Source organism: Pseudoalteromonas sp. 3D05, assembly GCF_002723455.1.
Classification (GTDB): Bacteria; Pseudomonadota; Gammaproteobacteria; order Enterobacterales; family Alteromonadaceae; genus Pseudoalteromonas.
In genome coordinates, this window is sequence record NZ_PDUS01000020.1 from 50269 (window position 1) to 73644 (window position 23376).

Genomic DNA, 23376 nt, shown 5'->3' on the forward strand with positions numbered 1-23376 from the left:
CCGCCACACTGCACCCAAATCTCAAGAGGAAAAATGATGTTTACTCACTATCGAAAGACAAAAATTACCCTAATCACAATTATTAGTTTATTTGCGTTGCTAGTTGGCTTTATTCTTTGGATCAGAGCAGTCGTACCTGCTAGCCCTAATAAGCTCAACGTGACTAATACAACGCCGGACGATTTAGTCTACCTAAAGCAAAACGTTAAAAAGTCACGAGGAAAAATACTGGCTGTGGTAACAAGTACTGACAAAATGGGCTGCAGTGACAAAAACACAGGGTATGAGTTAACAGAGCTGGCGCGTGCATACTATGTATTTCAAGCGAATGGCTTTGATGTTGATATTGCCAGCCCTCAAGGGAAAAAACCGCCCGCAGTACTCGATGATGATGACATGGGACAATACGACTACGCGTTTTTAAATGACCCCTTTGCACAAAGCAAAGTTAACAATAGCATCGCACTAGAAGAGGTAGATACGCTCCAATACAGTGCTGTTTATTTTGTTGGTGGAAAAGGCGCAATGTTTGATTTTCCTAACAATACAGCAATCCAAGCCATGCTGCGTGAATACTACGAGGCCAATAAAGTCATTGGGGCAGTGTGCCATGGGCCTGCAGCACTGGTGAATGTTACTTTGTCAGACGGCACGCCGATGATCAATAACAAAACCGTCGCAGCATTTACCAACGAAGAAGAATTACTACTCATTCCAGATGCTAAAGAGGTATTCCCCTTTTTATTACAAAACAAATTAGTTGAACAAGGGGCAACCTTTGATGAGGGGCATCTGTACCTTAACAACATCGCACACGACGGTAATTTAATTACAGGGCAAAACCCATGGTCGGTCTGGTCTGTTGCAGAGTCGATGATTAAGCAGCTTGGTTACACGCCAGTCAAGCGCCCAATCACCCCTGAAGAAAATACCATAAATGTATTGATAGACTACGAAGAACACGGCATCGAACAAGCCAAAAACAGCATCACCTTTTTGCGTTCAATCGACGAATATGTGCTAGATAGGACGATTATCGCCATTCATATGTTTGTTTATGCATTAAGGTGGGAACTAGGTAAATCAATTGACATGATACGCTTGCTTTCATTCGCTAAAATATGAATTAAAATAATGCTAAAGTATCACGTGCCCTGGCAACACAAAAATGCTTGCAGGGTACTATTTACAAGGCCCGGTGAATGCTCAAAAAGCTTTATAAATTTTTTGCCGCAGTCACCTTATATCAAAAGTTATCTTTACACGCTTGAGATACACCACCTGCCATGGTCACTGTTTTTATTAGCGCCCTTTTACAGCCTGCTGATTGCTTGGCCGAACCCTAGTTTTTCCTTATAGGGCCAGTTTTGATGCATTTTTTATATTTGAAATACTCTATTTTTCAATAATTGGCGGGCTTAAATTAAAACGGAATTTTATTTTCTCTTTAAATTCAATTGGAAAATCAATTGCAATATTATGTGATGTAGCTTTCTGTGAAGAAAAATGTCGTTTTGATGAGTATAAAGCCTCTTCAATTGGCGCTAAAGGCAAAGAAGAAGGCGTCAAACCCAAATTTTTAATTTTAACAACTTTCCCTTTTTCATTAAAAGATATCTTGGCATTCACCTTTCCTGTCTTCGCGTTAATAACCGTTCCTTCTTCAAAAACTGGATTAGGCACTTCCACGAATACCTCTGCGATATCAATATTCACCGAAGGCATACAAGCAAGGCTTGAGAAGCTAAAAGTTAAAAGCACAATAAAGAGATATTTCATAGTGACCTTTCAAATATACCAATTTTATCAAAGAGTCCTTTCCCCATTTTTACTTGGGAGGAAAACACAAAAACAATAAATACACTCAACCAAAACTGTACCATTGGGTAAAATAGTGGCTTGAACAATTATTCTAAACGACTAACAAGCAGCTGTTAATTGCTGTTGTGCTAGCAGTTTTTTGAGTCGCTCGTTTTCTTCTCTTAATAAAGCAACTTCCTCTTCCAGCGGTAATTTTTTATCTGCGGTGTGTTCGCCGTGGCGTTTTTCGCGTAGGTGCATAATGACTTGTTCTGAGCTTACAATGTCACCTACTTTTGCTTTAAAAGTATGAATAACGCCTGCTTGTGGTGTCACCACCTCTAGCACGGCTTTTTCAAGTTCTACATCAAACAGTGCTTGATTAGCGATGACTTCTTGACCGTCATTCACATAAATAGCGGCTATCTTTGCCTCGCCCATTGAGTCGTATAATTCTGGTGCGTTGATTTCCATCTCTTTTTCTCCTTTATGTTTAAAAACAACTTATGTTTTTTATAACAACGTTGGCATAGAACCATCTTGCTGATCTTTTTCGCTTACCTGCGTAACCACTTGCCTTGGCTGATTTTTTATTGCACTAATGAGTGTCTCTAAGGCCTGTTTATGTTCGCTGTGTTGCAAAGCGTTTTGTTGCGTATTATCTACGCTTTGCTGTGCAATAAGCTCAAGCACATCACGATTATTCGCAACCTTTAACTCACTGAGCAACTGGCTTATTAAGTGTTGAGTTTGCTCGTTGCTGTTGGTGCTTTTTAGCGCTGTTAATATATCGGCTAATTTTTCACTGTGATCCAGTGTAGTCAATGCGCTAAGCAATTGCTCACTCAAGGCGTTTATTTGTACCTCACTACCAGCAAGTAATGCCTGCTGTAATGCTAAAATAGCGCTGTTAGGGTTAGTATTGATTATCGCTTGGGTAAGCTCTGCGAGCTCGGCTTTTGTATTTAATTGCTCGGTTTGGCTATTTAACGCAGCAATAAGCTGTTGCACACCGTGTTGCATATTATTATTTTTAATAGAGTCCCTCAGCTGCTCACTTAATGCATCAATATGCGAAGCCGTATTGTTACTCGCTATGGTCTCTATCAAGGTTTGAAGCTGCTCTTTGTTATCTAAAGGGGCTAAATACTCTGCTAACTGTTGCCCCAGCATAGCTAATGTTTGATTCGTGTTATTTGCAGCAATGCTTTTCGTTAACGCGGTAATTTCACTCTTATTGTTAATTGAACCAATACTTTCACCTAGCTGTGAGGCTAATGTATTTAACGTGTGATTAGTATTATTTTCAGTTGTTGCTTTAACTAACGCGTTTAGTTGTGCTTGGGTATTATTTTCAGCCGTGTTGTCTGCTAGCTGTTTGAGCACGTCTTTGTACGGTGTTTGCCCAAAGCCGCTTTCAACAGCTTGCGCAAGTGCTTGTATTGCATGGTTGCTGTCTGTCCCTTGCACATTGAGCCCAAGTGTTTGCAATAATTCGCTGTAATCGTGGCTGAGGTTAGTTTTGCTCAACTTACCGGCAATATTTTGCAATGATTCATGCAAATAACTCATTTGTTCAACAGCCATCATTACCGGGCTGCCCGCGCCATCGAGCTTATTGAGCCTTACAAAATCATCTTTGATCTGTGAAAAGCGCTGCTGCTGCTCATCACTGAGTGTACCGCGCAACTCTCCTAGTTTAAGTAAGTTTTCTTCTGAGCCTTTACTGAGAGTTTGCGCCTCGCCGCGATAGTGATCGCGTATTAGATTTTCAAGCTCTTCATCGTTCATGGCAGCAACGACCTTCTCTGCCATTTTGTTCATATTACGGTAGCTACCTTGCAGTTTAAAAGGCGGCTCAGTGCGGTAGTTATTATCTTGTGCGGCTGAAGCGATGTACTGAGCATTTACTTTTAGCACTGTGTTACGAATGGTCATTAAGCGGGTTAATACCGCTTTAATTTCGTTTGCCTCGGCTTGAGAGTAACCATGTTCAAGCTCATTTAATGAGATGTCTTCGCCCTCGCAAATACGCACAAGTTTGTATAAATCTTCCATATTACGATTAGCAAGCGGCGCAAGTACTGAGTTTGAGGTCAGCGCGTTTTCAATAAAGCTCATGGCAAACTCTTGTTCGCAGCCGGCTAAGGTATCACCTAAGTTATAAATATCAGCACGGTTGGCTAGCATGTCAGGTATTTTAAAGCTCTCGCCAGATTCCGTGTACGGGTTACCCGCCATAACCACGGCAAACTTTTTACCCCGTAAATCGTAGGTTTTACTTTTACCGTTCCACACACCATCAATACGGCGCGAGCCATCACACAATGAAATAAACTTTTGTAAAAACTCAGGGTTAGTGTGCTGTATATCATCCAAATAGAGCATCACGTTATTGCCCATTTCGAAGCTTTGGTTAATTTTAGCAATCTCTTTTTCAGCGGTTGCATTAATCGCTTGCGCCGGGTCAAGTGAGACTTGGTCGTGCCCTATTGATGGGCAGTTTACTTTTACAAAGGTCAGCCCTAGTCGATTTGCCACGTATTCAACAAGCGTTGTTTTACCGTAACCGGGTGGTGATATAAGCAATAACATGCCCATTAAATCACTGCGTTTATTTTTACCCGCAGAGCCAATTTGTTTAGCTAAGTTATCGCCAATAATTGGGAAGTACACTTTGTTAATAAGCTGGTTACGCACAAATGAACTTAAAGGCCGGGCTTTAAACTCATCGAGTTGTAGGCGCTCTTTTTGCTCTGCAAGTATGTCGGTACGCAAGCTATGATATTGCTCAAATGCAGGTACTTGCTCGGTGATGTAGTCCCGTGTACGAGCATAAAATTCAGCGTAATCAAGGTTAAGAGCCTGCTCTCTTACCCGCTTATGTTGCCCCATGAGGTTTTCAACTTGCGTTGCAGGGGTTACATCTAGCACTTGGTAAGCTAACCCTGTGCTGGCACTTAAGTGCAAATAATTAGCGGCTTCCGCTTGCTCAACAGCGCTTATCTGTGGGTAATGTAAGCAATACGCGTTTAACCAGCTTAAATACAACAAAGCACGCTCATCGGTGCTGTTCACATTTTTACGCGCGCTCTCTAATTCACTACTAAAGCCTTTTACCTTTGCCTCATTTGTGAATTGTTCGGCAAGCTTTTTAGCCTGTTGCGACACCACAAAGCTAAGCTTATCTGGTGATTTTTGTTGCGCTAGTTGTTGTATCAAATATCCGGCTGTTAAATCACATGAAAAATCAGTGAAGCGTTGGCAAAGTAACGCAACTTGCGGTAAGAAATGACTAACTTGCGTGCTTATTTGTTCGGTTAAATTGGTAATAAATTGTGTTGCTGCAAAGTGTTTATCCATCAATATGGCGTTATTTGCCTGATGATAAAAATTACTTAACTGCTCTGTACTTAATTGCGCACTAAATAATTGCGCAATGATACGGCAACTGGCGGGGTAAATAAGTAAGTCTAGGGTACTTTTTTGCGTCAGTAAGGTGCTTAAAATAGCGCATGCATCGTGATCGTGTATGCCTTTTTCATAGCCTTCTTGATAACGCGGTTCAGCAAACTTTTGTACTACATTTAACAAGCTGCCATCCGCTTGCGCATCGTGTAGCTGGCTAAATGTAAGCGAGTGCTCGCTATTTTCACACGCTAGAAATAATTGCGCTGCAAGGTATTCACCGCGGTAAACTGTGTCATTTTCAGATACCAGAGCTTGTTGCCATAAATGTTTACTTTGCTCAAGTGTGGCAAGGCTTTGCTCATCTTCAATGGCTTCAAAATAATCAGTGCCTGTTAGGTGCAGCATTAATTGTTCATCGCGCGGCAACAGCGTTAAATCAAGCAGTTGTTTGTTTACACTAAATGCATGCTTACCAATGCTGACCGTGTTACCGCCATCGGTATAAATATCTTGTTTATCACGCAGTGAACGAATGCCCTGATCTTTGCTCGCTTTAAGCTTAGATTGAATATCATCAGCGCGTATTTCATCGCCTAATTCTTTAAGCTCGTCAGTTAATGCGCGTAACTTGCTGATCATCGGATCAGCGGCAAAGTAAGTATTGAGTTTATCAAGATCAGTAAAGCTTTGAGCGCGGCGATTTACACCTTGTAAAATACGCTCAGCGGCATTGGCTAAATTAAGTGCGCGACGTTGGCGGGCATCAATCAGGCTTTGTTTGTGTGCTTCAAAGCTTTCGTAGACGTCATCACGTTTGGCAATAATTTCGCTGAGGTATTCATCAAACTCACTAAATTGAGACTCAAGCTCCTCCAGCTGGATAAGCAGGCGTGAAAGCTGGTCATCACAGGCTTCAGGGGTTTTTGCATTATTCAGCGCATTGGTAATGCTTTGCGAAAACAGTTTAAAACGCGCTGCAAATTCCGCTTTTGCCTCAACACTGCCTAAGCTTTTTTGGCGTATTTCAATACTGGCTTTTGCACGATTAACCAGTGCATAAACGGCGCTGATATCTTCTAATATTTGCGTACGAACGCGACTGTCATCAATGTCCAAATCAAGCATAGTGTGGTTAAGTAAATCAAGTTCTACACTTTGCTCATCCAGGGCTGCAATATAGGTTTTTAGCTCGCTGACACTTTCGCTTTTTGTGCTCAGTGCTTCAAGTTCGCCTAACTTATCATGGTAAGGTTGCAAGGCACTGTCTTGCTGTAAAAATGCCGCTGTAGCTTGGCTTACTTCGCTAAGCTTTTCATCAACGTGTTGTTGTAGCTCGTTAAGGGCATTGAGATCAATGTACTTAATATCTTCAAGGCTGATTATTTGCCCTTTTAATATTTTGAGTGCGTCAATTGCTTGCACAAATTCAGGCGCGGTTTTAAAGCTATCTGGGCGTACTTCACGGGTGACCTCCGTGTACTGCTTATTAATATCAACCAGCGATTGTTTAGCTTTATTTTGAATTTCAGTGACTTTTTCAAACTCGTCAAGCACTTGTTCGGCGGTTTCAAATATACTGTGCAGGCTTGTTGCAATCTCTGCAAATTCGCTCTCGTTAAGCCAATGGTAGCGGTCAAAAATATTACGGCTTAACGCTATCATATCTTCATAGTGATTGAGGCTTGGGCTTTGCTCGCTAATAGCTTTACACACACTGTATAAATCAGAAATACCGCGCACTAAATCAGGGTTGCCTATTTTGCCAAAAAAGCTGGTAAGTACTGGAGCATTGGCAGCAAATTCACTGGAGACAAACGGGCTTTGCCAAATTTGTATTGGGTGAACGCGCTCCGCTTCGTCTTTGTCTGCTTTAAAGGTCAGTGTTAAACCATCGTTGTAAATAGCGTAGCCGTGGCAGTAGATTGGGTTTTGCAGGTTTTTATCAATAATGTTGTAGGCAAACAGCGCATAACGCCCTTCACTTGGCTCGTAAAACACGTACAAAACATCTTCACCGTTAGGTGATTTAACATGACGGTGAAACTCTAAATCATCTATTTGCTCTTCAAATGAGCGGGCTTGGCCTGATTGTAAATAATAACCACCGGGAAAAATAATCCCGTGGTCTTCTGGTAAGGTTACACATGCACTGCCAATGGCGTCTTGGCGCATAACCTGTTGTGTGCGGGTGTTATAAATAAAATAACGCCATGTTTTTTCGCGGTATGGCAGTATTTTAAGGAGTATTAAATCACCCACCAGCGCATAATCAACATCACTGTCAGCAAGGGATTGATTTTTATCATCCACCGCTTCTTGGTAAATACCTTCGCCTGTGTCTGTGCTGTTTTCGATTTTAATGGTGAGTGTGCCACCGGTGGTTTCAACAAACAATTGGTCGGCAATGTTTATGTGGGCAAAACGCCCTTCAATGTGATCGTTGCGATCTGTTTTGAGCCATTCAAAATCGTAGTCATGAGCGTGTTGAATATCTCGCTCACCGCGGTTATCAATGTAATTAATGGTGTTATCTGGGTGAATTTCCCAGCGAAACACGCGTACATCCGTTAACTTGTCACCAATTTGGAATAACGCAAACAGCTTACCATTTTGCTGGTATAGGTGCTGTAGGCTGGTTTGTTTGTAATAGGTATACAGCTCTTCAAAATCACGAATAAACCGGCTGTCGGTTAAAAATCGGGTGGTATCAGGGTAAGGTTCTATTTCGTAATGATCATCTTGTTCAACCAGCTTTTGAACACTAAATACATCACTAATAGCGGTTTCTTTTTTTAAGCCTAACTGTACGTTATAAGCAAAAATGACTTTATCACCCACAATAACAATATCGCGGGGGGTGCAGTTTTGTTCAGTACGAACGCGTACGCGCCCTTTGACTTGTAACTCTGTGCTGCCAAACTCTTCAATACGTTGCTTATTTACTGTGTCTATTTGGGTTTTTAAATCGGTGCCAAAATTAGATAAGCGGCGCTTAATTAAATCGTAAGAGCCCTGCTCTAGCGCTTGTTGAGTTACGTCCGTCATGAAAACCTTTCCTGATATTTAATAAAAGCAAGCCGCAACATTTGCTGTTGCGGCTCTTAGCATTGGCAAAACTAGTCTTTGGGATCTAGTTTAATTTTATCATCTAAGCCGCTACCTAAATTGCCGCCTAACATGCTCAGTAATTGGCTTTTTTCAGCTGCCGTTGTATTACTTAACTGCTTAAGTAATTTACTCATGTTAAAGTTTTTTAGTGTTTCAGCTGAGCCATTTGCCCCTGCTAATACACCTTTTAGGTCTTCTATTAAATTACGGTCGCCGTTTAAGTGGTCTTTAAATACCGTTTGCACTGTTTGGCTTTCATCAACTAAACCATCAATTGATTTACCTAAACTAATTGCACTCATAAACTGGTTAAAGAACTGGCCGTCTCCGCCCATGATATTAATATCAGCGTCACCCAGTGCTTTTGCCATAATATGAGACTGATGCTCTGCAATGTCTTTACTTGCTGAAATTTTAGCAAGCACTAACTCTTTTTGTTGGTTTAGTTGCAGGGTAAAGCTTTCGTAATCACGGGCATCTTGATCCATTGCATTGAGTGCTTGCAGCTTCTCTTCAAGGCCTTTAGCCTCTGCGAGCATCTTACGCTCAAGGTTAATTGCTTCAACTTCGCCTTGTTTCTCGTTTGCATCAGCCATCGCGGTTTGTACTTGGGCTTGAGTTAAGCCTATTTCGCGGTCACCTTGTGCTTGCGCTTCAAGTTTTTGTTGCAGTACGCGCGCATCTGTTTCGCCTTGTATTGCATTTGCTTCTGCCTTCGCTTTAATTACGTCCGCTTCTGCAAGGCCTTTAGCGGCTGTTTCAACTTGCTGTGCTTGCGCTAAAATCTTCTTAGACTCAGCCTGTTGGTTGGCAATTCTCAGCTCAGCATTTGCCATTGTTTCAAGCTCACGGGCTTTGTATTCTGCCGCTTGCTCTTGTGCTTTTGCCGCTTCAATGTCTTTTACCAACGCTTCTTCAGCCTCGGCTTTGGCACGAATAATTACCGCTTCTTTTTCACGCTCTGCGCCAGCCAGTACTTGTACATCTTTAATACGTTCTTCTTCTTCGGCCACTGATTTTTCGACAATTACACGGTCGCGCACCACATCAGCAATTTCTTTACGCTCTACCTCAAGGGCTTTTTCTTTATTGATGCGTAAAATTTCGGTTTCTCTTTCACGCTCGATCACTTCAATTTCACGCGAGCGCGATACCTTTTCTTCTTCAATACCGAGCACGCGCAAACGGTTCTGCTCTGCTATATCAAGCTCACGTTGTTTGTTTTGTTCGGCAATACCAATTGCTTCATCAGCTTGTAAGCGTGCTTGCTCAGATTTAAGACGCTCCTCTTGGCGGACTTTTTCAGCTTCTGCAAATTCACGGGCTTTTACAGTCTCAATTTCGCGCACTTGGCGTGACATAGCATCTTGCTTTTGGCGTTCAATCTCGAGTGTTTTCTCGGTTGCCTCTTGGTTTTGAATCTCAATTTTAGCGCGCTCATCACACTTTAATTGGTTGGTCGATACATTTTGCAAAGCCGTCATTTCTGTAATGCGACGAATACCTTCTGCATCTAAAATATTTTGTGAATCTAATTTATCTATTGAGGTTTGTTCAAGATAATCAATCGCGACATCTTCAAGGGTATAACCTGATAAATCTTGGCCTATCACTTCTTTAATGTTGTCACGAAACTCGTTACGATGAGTAAATAGCTCAACGAAGTCCATCCGTTTACCAACAGTTTTAAGCGCTTCTGAGAATTTTGCTTCAAAGAGTTCTTGTAGCGTGTCGTGCTCTGATGCACGTGCGCACCCTACATGTTTTGCAACACGCAAAATATCTTCTTTGTTTTCATTAACACGTATATAAAAAGTAATCGCTATATCGGCACGGATATTGTCTTTACAAATTAAGCCACCTTTGTCTTTTCGCTCAAGAACCATGCGCTTAGTCGAAATATCCATTACTTCCATTTTATGGATCACCGGATAAACAATACCGCCCGTTGTAGTGACATCAGGCTCGTTTTTCATTTTGTTGATGATTAAAGCTTGGCCTTGCTCAACCTTGCGGTAAAACTTACCAACGATAAGCAAGATAGCAAAAATGATCGCTATTGCTATACCTACAAACGTGAGTATAGGGATGAGGTTATCTAAAAATTCCATGTTATGTCCTAACTTGATTGTCGATTTTTATATGCTACAGGTACAATTACGTAAGCCATTTACCATGGTTTACGGGTTATGGTGTAACAGTGTTGTTCTTTGAGGTGTTCAAGTAACACGGCTGTGTCACCTGATGAAAACGGTTCATTGTCGTTACTTCGCACTTGAATGAGTTGCTCAGTACCTTGAAACTGCACGCGAGCCTGACCAAAAGTGCTGGTCACTTTCCCTGTAACGATAATGCATTCTAACCCAAGTAAGTCAGTGCTTTTTGAGGTCTCTGCGCTGGTAAAAAAGCGCTGTAAAGGTTTAGTTGCAATAGCAGCAAGAGGAAGCGCTACAAGTAAGCTCGCTAACAGCATTAGCATGCCAAACAGATAAAATAAAATGCCATCACCTAATAGGTGAGCAAATAATTTATGTGTATAAATACTGATTAACCAGCTGGTCATCACAATGAGGCTAAGTGAAACTGTAATTGGCACCCCACCAAATCCCAGGTTAAACCATGATGACACGCTTGAAGTTTGTGCCGCATCGGCATCAATATCGAGATCTGATTCAAACATATCTATATCAGCAAAACCTACAAGGGTTATCAGCCAAAACAGAATGACAACTAACAGTAGTGTCGTAAAAACAGCTGTGGGGAAAGAAAATGCTAAATTCAAAAAATCCATAGTAACTGCTACCCAGCTTTATATTTATTATCCTTATAGAAACTTTTTACCATTTTAAGGCACGATTGTTAAGAAATTTATAACAAAAACAATTTATTTTGCTGTTGTTCGCTTTAGCAGTTATGCCTAAGTTGAATTTCAACAATTAACTTTTTATTAAGCGAAATACACTAAATTTAATTTATACTCTTACTCTAGCGGGTTGTTTTTTATCTTGTCGATTGTTTTACAAATTAAGCAAATGAACATTTAACGGGTTTTGTTTTTAGAATTAATAAATTCGAGGGAATGATGAACAAACATTTAATTATTTATGTATTAACGCTTGCGCTAAGTGCATGCGGTGGAAGTGGCTCAACAAAAACACCAGAAGACTCAAGCAAAGTGGCGAGCTCGCCTGACCAACCGGCCAAATCAGCGGATAATTTAGCAATTCCCAACAACCAAGAGTCAGATACATATAACATTTTAATATTAGGTAACAGCCATGTCGCAGGCATTGAGGTTTTACTAACTAATATATTTACTCATGCCAAAGCCGATAAAACTATTAATATTGAAACTCGTGGGGGCATGTTTCTCGACACTATTATCAACAACGAAAGCATTGTTGAAGCATTACAAAATAACCAATGGTCACATGTTATTTTACAAGGGCAAAAATACTCTCAAAGTCATTCAGTTTTATACCCTATAGATGCGACTGTTACTTGGATTCAACGTGCTAAAGCGATAGGAGCCACGCCAATTCTTTTTCCAGAACATCCGCTGAAAAATAGGCCTGAAGATGCCGTTTACGTACACGGTATACACACAAATATTGCACAGAAACAATACAGTTGTGTTGCACCTATTGGATTAACATGGAATAAAGCGTTAATGCTGTCCCCCGGGTTAGACCTTCATAGCTCAGATGGAAACCATGCGAAACAGTTAGGTAAACTCCTCACTTCGCTTGTTTTATATGAAACAATAACAGGCGAAACTGCCGACTTATTAACGTTTGTCGATACGCTACCAGGTGATGCCTCTGTTCAAGCCTTATTTGGCCAAGTCAGTTCGCAAACGATAATTGAAAATCCACCTTGTGACTTTTGAAATAAGATAGTACCCATGCTTTTATCACAACGCCATGGATACTATCATGCGTCAAACCGTTAATTTTAAACGCCTTTATGCAAGCAAAATTAACGTGTTACATATTACCCAGTTTGATCATCATTGCAGTATACATTTTAAGGTTTAACTTAAGCTGCTCAACGGTAATAAACTCATGCTCTGAATGCCCTGTGTATTTTTTGCCAGGCATGGATGGACCAAACGATACCGCATTTTCAAATAACTTAGCGTTCGTGCCGCCACCAATTGATACAAAACCTGCGTCCTCATCACCGGTGAAATGCTTAAATATATCAAGCAATGCTTGAGCATGCGGCGCGCTATCAACCAACATTGGTGTACCTATCACAATATCAATGTTCTTTAATTGCACTTGATTACTCGCTTGCCAGTTTGCCAGAGCTGTATCTATTTGCTGTTGCAATTTCGCTCCATCTTTACCAACAGGACGGCGCATATTTACAGATAACGTAATATCATTACCATCGCGTTTTAATAGTGTTGGTGATACCGTCATCGGGCCCATAAAGTCATGGCTATACGCAATTTCGCCAAAGTTATTACCATATAAATCAAGGCCAATAAGCTGGTTGATAAACTCTATGGCTTGACCGTCGCTGTTGTTCTCAAGCTCGATACCTTTAAATACCTCTGCTAAGTGAGCAATGGCATTAAATCCCGCCTCTGGCTCAGATGAATGCGCTGACGTGCCTTTTACTGATACTTTGATGCCTTGATTAACCTCAGTAACCGCCACTTTAACATCCTTAAGTGTGGCAATATTAGTATTAAGCGTTTCAATATCCGCATCGCTTGCGTTATGTAGCACAGCGCTGGCATCCTCTGGAATTTGGCTAACAAATGCGCCACCTTCTAGCTCACTTACATATACGCCTGTTTGTGGTGATGTGCCTGTAAAGGTTGGCGCAACTAGACTCCAGCCTTTTTCTGCTACAACAACGGGGTACGATGCATCAATGGTGACTGCATATTTTGGCTGCTCATACGTTTTCATAAACTCTTCAAGCGGGCCCCAATCAGATTCTTCGGCTAAATAGACCATTAACTCTATGCGGTTCTCAAGCGTTATACCTTGATCTTTAATAGCTTTCATCGCATAAAGTGCAGTCGCTATAGCGCCTTTATCGTCTTCAGTTCCGCGAGCGATTAATTTACCTGGCTCTGAGGTGCTGTCTATTTTAAACGGACTTTGTTGCCATTTACTGGCATCCGCTGGTTGCACATCGCCGTGAGTTACAATCGTCACTTTTTGCGACTGTTCACCCATACCAATCAACACTGTGTGCCCTAAATCTTGATAGTCAAAACCAAGTGCTGCTGCTTTCATTTTTAATAACGCTTTAAAACCAATGAAATCAGGATTTGTAAGTGTTGAAATCCCTTCTTTATTAACCGTTGGATAAGAAACTAAATTAGCCAACGTGTGAATTTGCGTGTTCTGGTAAGTGTCTACCGCGTATTTTGCAGCATCTTGACTAATTTGGTCGATATTCGCATGACTACTTGCGGCCACGATTGCGAGGCCCGCTAAAACTAACTTTTTCAAAGCAAATTCCTATTAAACGAAAGGGAAAAAAGACACTCTAATTGTAACGCTGTAAAGACACGTTACGCCAGCTTTGTACAAAGTATCTTGTTGTAATTAAATGTTGGATATTTAAATAGCTAAACATAGCTTATACGCTGTATACTACGCGACCAATTTTAAGCATATGTGTATAGGGCATGGCATGAACCGTAGAAAGAAAATCGTCACTAAATTTCAAAAGAAAGATAAGCGCGCAAACGCTAAATTACATAAAAGTAACAAGCCTGCCTATGTGTCAAAAGCTGATCGTGAAAAGTTAGCGCTTGAAGATACTGTAATAGCACCAAACGAATCAACGTAAGCGCTAATCAAATCAAGCTGTAAACAAAAAGTTAAAATAAAGTTGCCATAGCGCAAATCCTGTGCAATATTGAGTATTCAGCAATTATGCTGAAACACGTCAATAATCACTAAGGAGGCGTTTATGAATAACTTATTTATCGCTGCCCCTAGTGCTCCTCAAGAATGCTCTGTTAACTATCACCTAAGTGAATGGTTCGACGAGTAAACCTTAAATTTTATAAATAAAACACTCAGCCTCGTTGTTCGTAGGCTTTGCTGAAACTTCTATTGCCGATAAAAATGTTGGTGATAGCTCTATAAGATTTAGGTAATTATAATGAAAAATAAATTCTCAATTCTGACAGGAACACTAGCTGCATGCCTGCTTTTCTCAGGTACAAGTCATGCATGTTTAACCAGCGAAAACGAATCAAATGATACAGAAAGTAATGCCAACTCAGGCCTTTGTAGTAATACTACATTGGCTGGGTCATTGAGGCGAAATGATACTGACTGGTTTTCATTTCAAGTAACAGAATCCGGTAATATTGATATCTCTGTTGCGCATAACAACAATGATGACTTTGACTGGCACTTATACCAATCAAGTGGTGGTGCAATTGCACAAGGCACTACTGGCTCACAGCCTGAGTCAGGCAGTTACTACGCATCAAGCACAGGTACTTATTTTATTAAATTAACACGTTACTCTGGCACTGGCTGGTACGATTTAGATGTAAGCTTTCCTGATGGAGGCTCATCTAACCCTGGAGGCAATGATTGTGGTTATGGAAATAAACCAAATAAACCCAGTTCGCTCACCTCGTATATAACTGGTTCAGACGGTGATAGCTGTAACTCATTAACAACAAGTAATGGCGCGGTGTTATTAATGGGTGGCGGCAGCGATGTTGACCAAGCATTTAGCAACCGCGTTGCAAATCACACAGGAAGTGGCGCTGACGTTGTAGTACTTAGAACATCAGGCAGTGATGGTTATAATGATTACCTGCTGGGGCTAATGAGTGCTGACTCTGTAGAAACCCTTATTGTTGATACCACAACGAAAGCCAATAGTGACTACGTTGATTGGGCTATTCGCAGTGCCGAGTTTGTCTGGGTTGCTGGTGGTGATCAGTCTGATTATTTAAATCAATGGCAAGGCACCAAGGTGCAAGCAGCTGTTCAACATGTATTTGATAGAGGCGGTGTTATTGGAGGGACTTCAGCGGGCATGGCATTGATGGCAAACAGCATTTATGACCCTGATGGAGTTGCCGGCGCCGTATCTGATGAAGTTGTTACTGATTTCTGCCACGAAACACTTAACTTTAGTAACCGCTTTGTTGATGTGCCATTTTTAGATAACAGCTTAACTGATACTCACTTTCAAGAGCGTGACAGAATGGGCCGTGCAATTGTGTCGCTTGGCCATCATAGTAGTCAGCATTTTTCAATTGCAGCGAGTGAAGCAACATCACTGTTTATTAATACAAATGGCGATGCCGTTGTTGATGGAAGCGCTGAGGTCTATATATTTAAAGAAACAACACGAACAAACCGAGCAACACTGCAATGTGGCAGCGCCGTAAATTATCAAAATGTAAGTCGTGTGAAGCTACTGCCTGGCGATAGCTATAATGTAAACACTCATAGCCATAACGGTACACAACTCGATGTGAGCGTTAATGGTAATAACAGTAACTATTACTCACCAATTAACCCTTATTAATCTCCCAAATTAGGAGCCCTCGGGCTCCTAATATACCCAAACCACCTCAAGATGCAGAATTCAGCGTTTCACAGGGGCTTAATATCAAGGCGTTACTTTGCAAGAATGGACATCCCTTTTAAGAAGTAACAACGATGAGAGTAAGGTCCTGTGAAACGCCCAGTGGGTTGGTTTAAAAACGATTTATACTGCGTTATTGATTTTAACAATAGAACCACTATTACTTGCGATCAATGCCTTGCCTAAATCGTTTTTAATTCCAACTGAAACTCGCACCTTGAGGTGGCTTGGGTATACAACACATTTAAAACGCGTAACTCATTCCAATATTCACAGAGCGGCCCTGCCCTGCTAACTGATTAAAGCCTTTGCTCATGTCGCCTTTAAATTCTGCAATACTCACTCCGCCTAGTGGCTGTTGATAGTACTCATCAAGTAAGTTAGTAATCGCAAACTTAGCCGTTAAGTTATCCCACGTTGCCTTTGTTTCTATGTTAAGCAAATGGTAACTATCGGTTTGGTTTTCTAATCGGCGTGGATCTACGCGAGTTTTACTGTCGACCCATTGCCACGTGAGTGAGTTTTGCCATTTACCGATGGTTTGCGCTAGCGCAAGTTTACTGTGTAATGGCATAATTTGATAAAGTGGCTCATTGGATTTATCTCTCTCACCCCGTGTGGCTGTAATAGCGCCTGTTAAGTCCCATGTGCCTGCATGCTTAGTGTCGCTTATGCGCACAGCGCCTTCAAGCTTCGCGCCATAGAGCGTGGCATCGATGTTGGTAAATTGCAGTTTATTGCGCTCAGTGGACGCCATTTTCATACGCTGTGTCGTGCCTTCAACGGTTACATCAATATAATCATTTACTTGGGTATACCATGCATTTGCACTAACTTGCCACGTGTCGTCATGCGCTGATTTAGTATAACGCGCACTGATAGTATGTGCAGTTTCTGCGTCAAGATCTGGGTTGCCAATGTAACCATTGCCATCACCAAACCAGCCTATCATGCTTGTGGCCATGGTACTTACACCCCAGCTATAACGCTCATATAAATTAGGTGCCCGATTTTTACGCGCAAGACCCAGTTGTAATTCGTCATGATCACTGTACTGATAGCGCAATAATAAGCTAGCATCAACAAGTGTGTCACTGCGCGCTCTGTCCATGGCATTAAAGGTTTTCGCGGCCTCTTGGTTAGGATCTGTCATGTTCATGCCATGCATTCCCCCCATATCTGACATATCGCTCATGCCTGACATGGTATCCATGTCGTCGTTCATACTCATTTTAGTGTATGGCTGAACCTCACCCGCGTTTGTTTTTACGTATTCAATACGTGTTCCTGCTGACACCCACCACTTTTTATTAAGTTGATGTTGCAGCTCTACGAATCCAGTGAAGCGGTCACGCTCGCCATCATTAATATTTACATACTCGTTTGGCCCCATCATCATAGAGCCTTCAACCGCAGGCCACCAATCATCAATACGGTACCCATAATATTCTTGACCCAGTAACAATGTGCTGTCGGCATTAAGGTCCAAGCGCCAATTAAGTTGGTAACTCATATCTTGCGCATCGGTATTCATTGGCATCATGCCGGTTTTTTCATCGGTGAAAAAACCCATCTCATGCTGCACATCGTTAAAATTCACCTGTGCTTGAAAATCCCCACTATCAATGGTGCGTTTATATTGGGCAATAACGCCGTAACTGGTGTTATCGGTCATATCCATATATTGATTGGGGAAACCTTGAAACGGTATTTTTTGATGTGTTAGTTTTACAACAATCTGTTGTTTTTTATCACGTAGTGCGGCTGTGATTGCATGGTTTTGCACTCTATAAAGCGTATCTAGTACCAAATCGCCGTTACCATCTTCATAGCTTTTGGCATCTTCAAAAGCACCTTGATAGTTTAAACTAAAGGTATTACTGGCTAATCGCGCGCCAAGTCCAACCGCTTTCGCGTTGTTGCTACTGCGATATTGTGCTGAAGCATACCCTGAATGCCAGTGAATTTCTTCGCTATCACTATATTGGGGAGCAATAGAGTTAACCTGAATAACACCAGCAATATTATCACCACCCGCACTTACGGGTGATACACCTGCGACCACTTGGTAAGACGTGATCTGATTAGCCGAAATATAAGACAAAGGCGGGTTCATTTGATTACCACACGCAGCAGTTAAATCTGCACCATCCACTAACACTTTGACTCTATCTCCCATCATTCCATTTAAAATGGGTAAGTTAGACACACCACCGGCTGCTGAAAAATCGACACCTAAGTCATTCAAAAGCTGATCCGCATTGCCTAAGTTGGCGTGTGAATTTAAGTGTTGGCCCTGCACTTCAATGTGCTCAATTGAATCATCAGCAAAAGCAGAAGGAGTTAGTAAACTTGCGATACACAATGCTAAAGGAGTAAACACGAAGTGAGAGTTAGAAAGTGATAATTTGCTGCTCATTTTATTCTTTAATTACAACAGGTTTAAGGTGTTCAAATTATATAGCGTGTTTATTAATGTGAACACGCGACAAATTGTCGCACCCTTTTTGTAATTAGAGCGCATGCTACCGAAGGGCAGCATGCAAATGAGTATATCTACTTAGCAGTAAGCTCTTTATTCAATAGTGCAATAAATTGATTAATGCGCTCAGCATTTTTACCTAAATCGCTTTTTCCTACGCGTGACTTACTGCGGATATCTAATGCACTTGAGTCACCATGAGCAACGACTCTGATCACCACATCATCTTTAAAGCCAAACCACGTTGTTGTATCCGTGGCTTCAATCACACCTTGCTCAACGTCAGCATTAACAAGCTCCCAGCCTAAACTTTTTACAGTATCGATAGAAACACGAATCACATGCTTGGTGTTTTCTTTATAATTAAGCGTGGCAAGCTCAGGGTAGGCTTTTAACTGTTGTGCTGCTGTTTCTGCACCTGCATATTCAACAGGGTTTGGTGCATCAGCGCGTAACGGTGCAATAGCAATAAATTTTGGCGGTGTTATTACATCGGTAGAAATATCATGTATTGGTGGTACACTTTTCGCTTTATTCATTATGCTTAGAGGCATCGCAATTGCCACTGCCGCAAACACACAGCTTACACCAAACACAGCCCAATTTGTTTGCTTACGAAAAAAGCCTGCTTGAATCACAAGTAGCACAGCCCCTGCCATTGCAGCAAACACACCATAGCGGATCCCGGTAAATGCAGTCCCTAACTCAATTAACTGCCATTTATACAAAGGCCCAGGCAACACCACCAATAAAATGGCTAACAGACACACCACGCTACTTAACTTCTTCATCTAACTGCTCCGTACTATTCGATAAATATACACAATCACAACAATACCTTAATTATGCTAGTAAGGATCAACTAAGTGTCGTTTATTCTTCATCTTGAAAGATGTCTTCAATTGTTAAATTAAATAAACGAGCGGCTTTGAATGCCAACGGCAAGCTAGGATCAAACTTACCCTTCTCTATCGCATTAATCGTTTGGCGCGACACATCTAATAATTCAGCGAGTTTCGCTTGAGTGAAGTTATGCTCTGCTCGCAACACTTTCAAGCGGTTTTTCATTCTTCATCTCCATCATTTAATTGCTTATTCATCACAAGTACACTGATCAAATAAGTCAGCCCCATAAACAATACTAAATGTGAAATATCTTCCTTAAATTGCAGCAACCCACTCGATTGCACCACAGAATAAGCCAAACCAAAAACTAAGCTTGCGCCTAACGTAATCGCCATGGCATTTAAGTGTAACCGCTGTTGCAGCTCGTCCATTCCTTTAATTTGGCGCTTATTTGCCATGATCATCATTATTCCTACAACCACATTAATAGCAATCGCGACCATGCTAAAAAGCGCATCTTCTTGCCATAAAATGTGTGGGCCAAATGAAGCAATCGCGAGTGTAATTACCCACGCCGACGTCCATTTAGCAAGGTTAAGGTTATTTTTTTTATTGCGCTGTTCAAATGTAAGTGCTGACTTTTTCATGTTTCCACCTTAGAAGTAAAGTTTACTTGACTTAATAATAGAGACCCCAAACAAAAAGTCAAGCTTGCTTTACTTAAAGATTGTAAAACATGACTTTTACTATTTTTTTAGTTGCAATATCAGCCGTTCACTTGCTGTTAATCTCATAGTATTGTATTAACCAAAAGACTCGGCGCATGATAGAGTTATCAACGCTAACAGTGTTTATAATAAAAATGAGTGATACATGAGTTCCCCTATTTTTTTTGTTGGTGACTGGCAAGTTACCCCAGCTACAAATAGCCTTCGTTTAGGCGAAAAGGTCAAGCAACTAGAGCCCAAAGCGATGGACGTTCTATTGTTGCTCTGTGAAAAACAAGGTGAGTTACTTAGTAGTGATGAAATTATTAGCCACTGTTGGCAAAACGTAGACGTAGGCGATAACCCGCTGCATAAAATTATCACCCAATTACGTAAAGCCTTTGATGATAAAGCAAGCAGCCCTCAGTTTATTGAAACCATTCGTAAACGAGGTTATCGCGTTATAGCGCCTATTCGCTTTGTGCTTGATGACGAAAAAAAAGCAAGTAGCATCCCTTGGCAAGGTGACTCGCCCTTTGTTGGTTTAAGTGCTTTTTCGCCTGAGCAAGCCACTGTATTTTTTGGTCGTACTAAACAAATCGCCACATTACTACAGCGTACGTCTGCGCAAATAAGTTATGGCCGTGCATTTTGTTTATTGCTTGGTTCAAGTGGCTCTGGCAAGTCATCATTAGTCAACGCTGGTGTTTTACCAGCATTAATGAATAGCGCAGGCTACGATGGTTTTAGGGTTGAATCTTACTGTCAGCTCGATTTTGCCGATATTAATAAAGGCCGACTTCTGCTCGATTTAGCTTCGACTTTGCTAGATTTAGAGGTTAACGATGCCCCTGTGCTCGCTGATATTAGTGCAGATGCACTGTGTGAATTATTAATAACGTCACCAGAGCAAGTTATTGAGCAATGTAAACACGCATTAAAACAAAAAACAAACCACTTAAAACCTTACTTATTTCTGTTTATTGACCGCCTTGAAGTCTTACTCTCATCAGCGTTATTTAGCGAGCAAGAGCGCAGTCAGTTTCTTAGCCTTATAGAATTGTTTGCTAGCAGCGATTGCATGATTATATTTAGTGCCTGTCGTAATGACTTCTATCCACATATTGTCAGCCAACCCAGCTTAATGGCGGGCAAAGCCAACGGTGCTCATTTTGATTTACTTGCACCAACGCGCGCTGAACTCAAACAGATGATACGCCTTCCCGCTTTAGCTGCTGGCCTTAAATGGCAGCTTGATCCTGAGCACCAAACACCATTGGATGAAATACTCTGTAACGACACCGCCAATAACCCCGATGCCCTGCCAATGTTGCAATACACCTTGCAGCAATTATATTTACAACGCAGTGAAAATGATGAGTTATTGGTTTCACACTACCAAGCATTAGGCGGTATTGAAGGCGCTATTGGTCAAAAAGCCGAACAAGTATTTACGCAATTACCCAAACCACAACAAGCTGAGCTGGGTTTAATACTGTCAAGGTTAATTACCTTAAACGCAGATGGTGAAACCCTCACCAGCCGCGCTGCACGTTGGGATGAGCTAAGCAACCCAGCGCAAAACCAATTAGTACAGGCGATGGTCGATAGCCGCTTATTTGTATCACACCTTAAAAATGAGCAAGCCTGCTTTAGCTTAGCCCACGAAGCATTACTGCGTCATTGGCAGCGCGCCATTGATTGGATAAGTGAACACCAAGAAAGCCTTGCGATAAAAAGCCGATTGCAACACGCTGCTGAGCGCTGGCTAAACGAGCAAAAACACCCTGACTTTTTATTAGCTCAAGGTAAACCACTACAAGAAGCGCAAAGTATTGCTAACAGTCCACTATTTAAAATATCAAACTCTGAAGCTGCACTGCTTAAAGCCTCAAACAAAAAAACAAAACGTAATAAACGCTTACTACAATTAACCACTGGGGTGTTTTTTGTTATCAGTGTCATTGCCATTACAATGAGTGTGCGCAGCTACCACGCTGAGCAAGTAGCCCAGCAAAAACGCTTAGAAGCAGAGAGTTTACTCGGCTTTATGGTGGGTGAATTTGCTGACAAACTACGTAGCGTAAAACGTATGGACTTACTCGATGGTATAAGTAATAAAGCGCTGGAATATTTTACTAACCAACAGCATAACGACTCGTTATTTAATTTCACCGATAACCAAGCTGACTTTAACAACCGCTTTCAATATGCACAAACCCTTGAGGCCATGGGAGAAGTGGCCTATTCTCGCGGCAAAACAGACGAAGCCTTTACCGCCTTTGAAAACGCCCGCACTCGTCTTGAGGCATTATTAAAAACCCAACCAAACAACATAGAGCTACTCACGCTTGCAGGGGCTAATGCCTTTTGGTTGGGTCAACTTAATTATGATAACAGTGACTACGCCGCCACTGAGCCATTATTTAAAAAATACCACGCTTATAGTGAAACCATGTATTCGTTAGCACCGAATGACTTTAACTCCATTATGGAGCTGTCGTACTCACATAACTCACTGGGGTCATTGTATTTAAAGCAATTTAACTATAACGCAGCAAAACGAAGCTTTACAGAGTCGCTCGCCCTTAAAAACAAAGCCCTTGGACTAAAGCCAAACAATAAAAACTTATTGCGCGATAAAGCCGACACCATCAGCTGGCTTGCTAAAGCAGAAGAAAATTTAGGTGATTTTAACGCAGCATTTAATATGCTTGACCAAGCAATAGCTCAGCTAAATACTTTATTAGCTATAAAGCCTGAGGATGCTAGCTTACTAAACTTATTAACTAATACTTACATGCAACAAAGCTATCTTTTAAGTTACTTCCCGCAAAAAAATAGCGCCTATTTAAAAGCAGTGAAAGCAACGGATGCAATAGAGCAAGCAATAACTCAAGATCCAGAAAATAAAAACTTCATACGAAAATACTATCGGTCTCTTGCATATCAGTTGATGCTATTAGAAAACAACAAAACGAGTAACAGACTCGAAGAAATTATAGGTTATGTCAATCAGCAGGGGTTTTCAAACACAAGTATTATCAACATCCAACTTAGCCTAGTTCACTACTTTATTAATCGTAAATATTTTGATGAAGCGAAAGAGCTTTTAGCCAAGCTTGAAAATAGCTCCGATTTTAAAGAGAAAATTAATGACATCAGCAAAGCTGAAAACTATTTAAACTTTGTAAAAATAAATATAATAAAAGCAAAACTTGCTAGCAATAAACTTGAGAAACTGGCAGCATGCAATAAAATTATAAATACGAGCAATGAAAAAAATCATGACAGTAAAAGTATAAATAAAATTTACCCTCTCATTCAAGCATACACCTGCTTAAATAAAGCGAGCAAACTAGACACATTAAAAAGCAAACTTATTGATTTAGGAATTAGTGATTTCACATTATAAACCACATTAAAAAG

The 23376-nt window shown here is 41.1% G+C and carries 15 protein-coding genes; 5 read left to right on the plus strand and 10 right to left on the minus strand.

What is annotated here, in order from left to right; translation table 11 throughout:
* The first annotated feature begins 33 nt into the window (after positions 1-33).
* Entirely contained in the window at positions 34-1125 is a 1092-nt protein-coding gene (locus CSC79_RS16895; protein ID WP_201796688.1) for a type 1 glutamine amidotransferase domain-containing protein, read from the plus strand.
* Positions 1126-1395: 270 nt separating this feature from the next.
* Here CSC79_RS16895 and CSC79_RS16900 read toward each other — a convergent pair whose 3' ends face one another.
* The 5 genes from CSC79_RS16900 to CSC79_RS16920 form a co-directional block, all read right to left on the minus strand.
* Positions 1396-1779 carry a hypothetical protein gene (locus CSC79_RS16900; protein ID WP_099296922.1) on the minus strand — a complete coding sequence of 128 codons (384 nt, stop codon included), beginning with the start codon at positions 1777-1779 and terminating at the stop codon, positions 1396-1398.
* 141 nt (positions 1780-1920) lie between these two features.
* The gene (locus CSC79_RS16905) at positions 1921-2274 is read right to left on the minus strand and encodes a biotin/lipoyl-containing protein (RefSeq protein ID WP_099296923.1); all 354 of its coding nucleotides are present in this window, start codon (positions 2272-2274) and stop codon (positions 1921-1923) included.
* A gap of 39 nt (positions 2275-2313) precedes the next feature.
* The gene (locus tag CSC79_RS16910) at positions 2314-8256 is read right to left on the minus strand and encodes a DNA repair ATPase (RefSeq protein ID WP_237114050.1); all 5943 of its coding nucleotides are present in this window, start codon (positions 8254-8256) and stop codon (positions 2314-2316) included.
* A 71-nt stretch (positions 8257-8327) separates the two neighbouring features.
* Positions 8328-10430, minus strand: a complete 2103-nt coding sequence (locus tag CSC79_RS16915) for an SPFH domain-containing protein (RefSeq protein ID WP_099296924.1) — start codon at positions 10428-10430, stop codon at positions 8328-8330.
* 59 nt (positions 10431-10489) lie between these two features.
* A complete protein-coding gene (locus tag CSC79_RS16920) occupies positions 10490-11110 on the minus strand; it encodes an OB-fold-containig protein (protein ID WP_099296925.1) in 621 nt (206 codons plus the stop codon).
* Positions 11111-11398: 288 nt separating this feature from the next.
* Between CSC79_RS16920 and CSC79_RS16925 the strand changes: the two genes are divergently transcribed.
* Positions 11399-12208: a hypothetical protein gene (locus tag CSC79_RS16925; protein WP_143483838.1), complete on the plus strand. Its 810-nt coding sequence runs from the start codon at positions 11399-11401 to the stop codon at positions 12206-12208.
* Positions 12209-12305: 97 nt separating this feature from the next.
* Here the strand turns inward: CSC79_RS16925 and CSC79_RS16930 are convergent, their stop codons facing one another.
* Entirely contained in the window at positions 12306-13796 is a 1491-nt protein-coding gene (locus tag CSC79_RS16930; RefSeq protein ID WP_099296927.1) for a dipeptidase, read from the minus strand.
* 184 nt (positions 13797-13980) lie between these two features.
* Between CSC79_RS16930 and CSC79_RS16935 the strand changes: the two genes are divergently transcribed.
* Both CSC79_RS16935 and CSC79_RS16940 read left to right on the plus strand, forming a co-directional pair.
* The gene (locus CSC79_RS16935; RefSeq protein ID WP_099296928.1) at positions 13981-14139 is read left to right on the plus strand and encodes a DUF2986 domain-containing protein; all 159 of its coding nucleotides are present in this window, start codon (positions 13981-13983) and stop codon (positions 14137-14139) included.
* 318 nt (positions 14140-14457) lie between these two features.
* Entirely contained in the window at positions 14458-15852 is a 1395-nt protein-coding gene (locus tag CSC79_RS16940) for a pre-peptidase C-terminal domain-containing protein (protein WP_099296929.1), read from the plus strand.
* Positions 15853-16156: 304 nt separating this feature from the next.
* Here CSC79_RS16940 and CSC79_RS16945 read toward each other — a convergent pair whose 3' ends face one another.
* The 4 genes from CSC79_RS16945 to CSC79_RS16960 all read right to left on the minus strand — a co-directional run bounded on the left by CSC79_RS16945 (position 16157) and on the right by CSC79_RS16960 (position 19887).
* Entirely contained in the window at positions 16157-18331 is a 2175-nt protein-coding gene (locus CSC79_RS16945) for a TonB-dependent receptor (protein WP_099296930.1), read from the minus strand.
* 137 nt (positions 18332-18468) lie between these two features.
* A complete protein-coding gene (locus CSC79_RS16950) occupies positions 18469-19185 on the minus strand; it encodes a DUF1499 domain-containing protein (protein ID WP_099296931.1) in 717 nt (238 codons plus the stop codon).
* Positions 19186-19267: 82 nt separating this feature from the next.
* A complete protein-coding gene (locus CSC79_RS16955; protein ID WP_099296932.1) occupies positions 19268-19462 on the minus strand; it encodes a helix-turn-helix transcriptional regulator in 195 nt (64 codons plus the stop codon).
* Positions 19459-19887, minus strand: a complete 429-nt coding sequence (locus CSC79_RS16960) for a hypothetical protein (RefSeq protein ID WP_099296933.1) — start codon at positions 19885-19887, stop codon at positions 19459-19461. The genes CSC79_RS16955 and CSC79_RS16960 overlap by 4 nt, the downstream gene beginning before the upstream one ends.
* 226 nt (positions 19888-20113) lie before the next feature.
* Here CSC79_RS16960 and CSC79_RS16965 point away from each other — a divergent pair, with 226 nt between their 5' ends.
* On the plus strand, positions 20114-23362 hold the full coding sequence (locus CSC79_RS16965) for a winged helix-turn-helix domain-containing protein (protein WP_099296934.1): 3249 nt from the start codon (positions 20114-20116) through the stop codon (positions 23360-23362).
* Positions 23363-23376: the final 14 nt, after the last annotated feature.